The organism is Hydrogenophaga sp., assembly GCF_028698005.1.
GTDB lineage: Bacteria > Pseudomonadota > Gammaproteobacteria > Burkholderiales > Burkholderiaceae_C > Hydrogenophaga.
In genome coordinates this window covers 1-3905 of sequence record NZ_JAQVEJ010000213.1, presented here as the reverse complement: position 1 = coordinate 3905, position 3905 = coordinate 1, and the positions used below count along the sequence as shown (strand labels likewise).

The 3905-nt window shown below is 66.4% G+C and carries 4 protein-coding genes; all 4 read left to right on the top strand.

Translation table 11 applies throughout. The features are described 5' to 3' along the window. Nucleotides 1-2: 2 nt before the first annotated feature. From phnC to PHQ87_RS14860, 4 genes are read left to right on the top strand one after another with little or no spacing between them, the layout of a single operon-like run. Nucleotides 3-839: a phosphonate ABC transporter ATP-binding protein gene (phnC, locus tag PHQ87_RS14875; RefSeq protein WP_300236028.1), complete on the top strand. Its 837-nt coding sequence runs from the start codon at nt 3-5 to the stop codon at nt 837-839. Nucleotides 840-881: 42 nt separating this feature from the next. After that, nucleotides 882-1826 (top strand): phosphonate ABC transporter substrate-binding protein, encoded by a 945-nt coding sequence (gene phnD, locus PHQ87_RS14870; protein WP_300236025.1) that lies wholly within the window; start codon nt 882-884, stop codon nt 1824-1826. A gap of 60 nt (nt 1827-1886) precedes the next feature. Continuing rightward, on the top strand, nt 1887-2699 hold the full coding sequence (gene phnE, locus PHQ87_RS14865; RefSeq protein ID WP_300236022.1) for a phosphonate ABC transporter, permease protein PhnE: 813 nt from the start codon (nt 1887-1889) through the stop codon (nt 2697-2699). Nucleotides 2700-2720: 21 nt separating this feature from the next. Then, a complete protein-coding gene (locus PHQ87_RS14860) occupies nt 2721-3902 on the top strand; it encodes an MFS transporter (protein ID WP_300236019.1) in 1182 nt (393 codons plus the stop codon). The last annotated feature ends 3 nt before the right edge of the window (nt 3903-3905 follow it).

Below are 3905 nucleotides of genomic sequence, written 5' to 3'. Positions count from 1 at the left end.
ACCTGAGCAAGCGCTTCGCCGGCGGCAAGCTGGCCCTGGACAACATCAACCTGGAGATCCGTCCGGGTGAGATGGTGGCCCTGATCGGTGCCTCCGGTTCCGGCAAATCCACGCTCCTGCGCCATGTGGCCGGCCTGACCGCTGGTGACGCGAATCCGGGTTCGCTGATCGAGGTGGCCGGTCGCTGCGTGCAGCGCGAAGGACGCATCCAGCGCGACGTGCGCCGCATCCGCTCGGAGGTGGGCTTCGTGTTCCAGCAGTTCAATCTGGTCGATCGTCTGCCTGTGCTGGTGAACGTTCTGGTGGGCCGTCTGCACGGCATGCCGTGGTGGCGCAGCTGGACACGCTGGTTCACCGCCCAGGAACGCATCATGGCCATCGAAGCCCTGGCCCGCGTGGGCATTGCCGAATGTCACGCCCAGCGCGCCTCGACCCTGTCGGGCGGGCAGCAGCAACGCGCGGCCATCGCCCGTACCCTGGTGCAAGGCGCCAAGGTGGTGTTGGCCGATGAGCCCATCGCCTCGCTGGACCCCGAGTCCTCGCGCAAGGTAATGGAGATCCTCTCGCGCATCAACCGCGAGGACGGCAGCACCGTGGTGGTGTCCCTGCACCAGGTGGACATGGCCATGCGCTACTGCCCGCGCGTGGTGGCACTGCACCAGGGCCGCGTGGTCTACGACGGCCCCTCGCGCGATCTGACCCCGGCCCTGCTGCGCAGCCTGTACGGCATGCAGGCCGACGAGATTCTCAATGGCAGCAGCTCGCTGCACGAACCGGTTCAACCCGTGCCGTCCCCCTCGGTCGTGGCCTGGCCCACGCCGCTGGCACAGGCCGCCTGAACGCCAGCAAATCCTTTCCCTTCAACACCCAAGGACACCCACATGATCAAACAAACCATCGCCGCCGTGTCGCTCGGACTGAGCCTGACCGCCACATGGGCACAGAGCATCAACTTCGGCATCATCTCGACCGAGGCCACCCAGAACCTCAAGGCCGACTGGCAGCCGCTGATCGACGACATGGCCAAACAGACCGGCCTGAAGGTCACGGCCTTCTTCGCGCCCGACTACGCCGGCATCATCGAGGGCATGCGCTTCAACAAGGTGCAGGTGGCGTGGCTGGGCAACAAGTCGGCCATGGAAGCGGTGGACCGCGCCAACGGCGAGGTCTTCGCCCAGATGGTCAATGCCGACGGCACCCAGGGTTACTACTCTCACCTGATCGTGCACAAGGACAGCCCGATCCAGTCGCTGGACGACGTGCTCAAGAACGGCAAGTCGCTGTCCTTTGGCAACGGTGACCCGAACTCCACCTCTGGCTTCCTGGTGCCGGGCTTCTATGTGTTCGCCAAGAACAAGATCGATGCCAAACAGCACTTCAAGATCGTTCGCAGCGCCAACCACGAAACCAACGCCCTGGCCGTGGCGAACAAACAAGTGGATGTGGCTACCAACAACAGCGAGAACCTGGGCAAGATCCAGGAACGCCAGCCCGAGAAGTTCAAGGACATCCGCATCGTCTGGACCTCACCGCTGATCCCGCTGGACCCGCTGGTGATGCACAAGGAGCTGCCGGCCGCCACCAAGGAGAAGATCAAGAACTTCTTCTACAACTACGCCAAGACCGACGCGCTCGAGAAGGAGATCGTGATGAAGATCTCCAAGCTCTCGGGCTTCAAGCCCTCGACCAACGCCCAGCTGATCCCCATCCGCGAGCTGGACCTGTTCAGCAAGCGCAACAAGATCGAGGCCGATGCGAGCCTGGCTGCGGCCGACAAGGCGGCCAAGCTCGCCGAGATCGACAAGCTGCTGGCCGCCCTGCAGTAAACGACAGCACCTCGGGCCCGCCCGTCAAACGGCGGGCCTTGTCACACCTGGAGACCCCTGATGAGCACCACGACAAGCACGCAGCAGCCGCTGGCCTCGCTGGCCGACGCGGCCCGGACTCGACGCAGCCTGGCCTGGTACCTGGGCTGGGCCGCCCTGGTCCTGATCCTGGCAGGCTCATGGCAAGGCGCCGACATGCGTCCCATGGAACTGTTGCGTGATTCAGGCAACATGGCCGACTATGCGGGCGAGTTCTTCCCGCCCAACTTCGCCGACTGGCGCATGTATGTGCAGGAGATGGTGGTGACCTTGCAGATCGCCATCTGGGGCACGGCGCTGGCTGTGCTCAGCGCCATCCCGCTGGGTCTGCTGGCCTCGTCCAACATCACTCCCTGGTGGATCCACCAGCCGGTGCGGCGGGTGCTGGATGCCTTTCGCGCCATCAACGAGATGGTGTTTGCCATGCTCTTCGTGGTGGCGGTGGGCCTGGGACCCTTCGCAGGCGTGCTGGCCCTGTGGATTCACACCGCAGGCACCCTGGCCAAGCTGTTCTCTGAGGCGGTGGAGGCCATCGACCCGCAGCCGGTCGAAGGCATCCGATCGACCGGCGCCTCGGCCCTGCACGAGATCGTCTATGGCGTGATCCCTCAGGTCATGCCGCTGTGGATCTCCTACACGCTCTACCGCTTCGAAGCCAATGTGCGTTCGGCCTCGGTGGTGGGCATGGTGGGCGCCGGTGGCATCGGGGTGGTGCTGTGGGAAATCATCCGCGGCTTCCAGTACGCCGAGACGGCAGCGGTCATGATCATCATCATCGTCACCGTGAGCGTGATCGACCTGATCTCGGCCCGCATCCGTAAACTGATGCTCTGATTCCACCACCCCACCCACCAGATGATCCTCACTGGCCAGCGGGCTGTCGTGGCCCGGCTGGGCACCACCCAGACCCTGGCCTGGGCCTCGTCCTATTACCTTCCAGCGTTGCTGGCGGCCCCCTTGTCGGCCGAACTGGGGTTGCCGGTCACCAATGTGTTCGGTGCCTTCACGCTGGCGCTGGTGATCTCGGCGCTGGTGGGTCCGCGCGCCGGGCGCGCCATCGATGAACTGGGCGGCCGCAGGGTGCTGCTGGTCACCAACGTGCTGTTTGCGCTGGGCCTGGCCAGCCTGGGACTGGTGCAGTCCGAATGGCAGCTCTGGGCCGCGTGGGCCCTGATCGGGGTGGCCATGGGCAGCGGCCTGTACGACGCGGCGTTCGCCACGGTGGTGCGCCTGTATCCGGCCAGTGCCCGCAACGCCATCACCGGCATCACCCTGGTGGCCGGCTTTGCCAGCACGGTGGGCTGGCCCCTGACCAGCTGGTGGATCGAGACGCTGGGCTGGCGTGGCACCTGCCTGACCTGGGCAGCACTGCATGTGCTGCTGGGTCTGCCGCTGCACGCCGGGCTGCCTCGGGCTGCGGTGGAGACCGCAGCTGAAGAGGCTGACCAGCGCCCTCAGTTGCGGGAGGTCAGCGCCGCCCCACGCCAGGTGCCCCGCTGGATGGGCATGGCCATGGCCGCGGTGTTTGCCATCACCTGGTTCACCAGCACCGCCATGGCGGCCCACCTGCCCACCCTGCTGCAGGCGCAGGGACTGAGCGCCGCCGCGGCGCTGGGTGTGGCCATGCTGGTGGGGCCGGCCCAGGTGGCCGGACGTCTGCTGGAGTTCGGCTTTCTGCGCCACATCCATCCCTTGCTGTCGGCCCGGCTGGCTGCAGCCACCCACCCGCTGGGGGTGATGGGCTTCATGGCCTTCGGCCCGGTGGCAGCCTGGCTGTTTGCGGGCCTGCACGGCGCTGGCAACGGCATCCTGACGATCGCCAAGGGCACCCTTCCGCTGGTGGTGTTCGGTGCGGCAGGCTACGGACAGCGGCAGGGATGGCTGATGGCACCCGCGCGCATCGCGCAGGCTGCGGCCCCGGTGCTGTTCGGTCTGGCGGTCACGCAATGGGCCAGCGGTGCACTGTGGCTGACCGCCGGCCTGGGTGTGCTGGCGCTGCTGATGCTGCAGGCCATGGCGGCCCTTCTGCGCCGCTGAGGT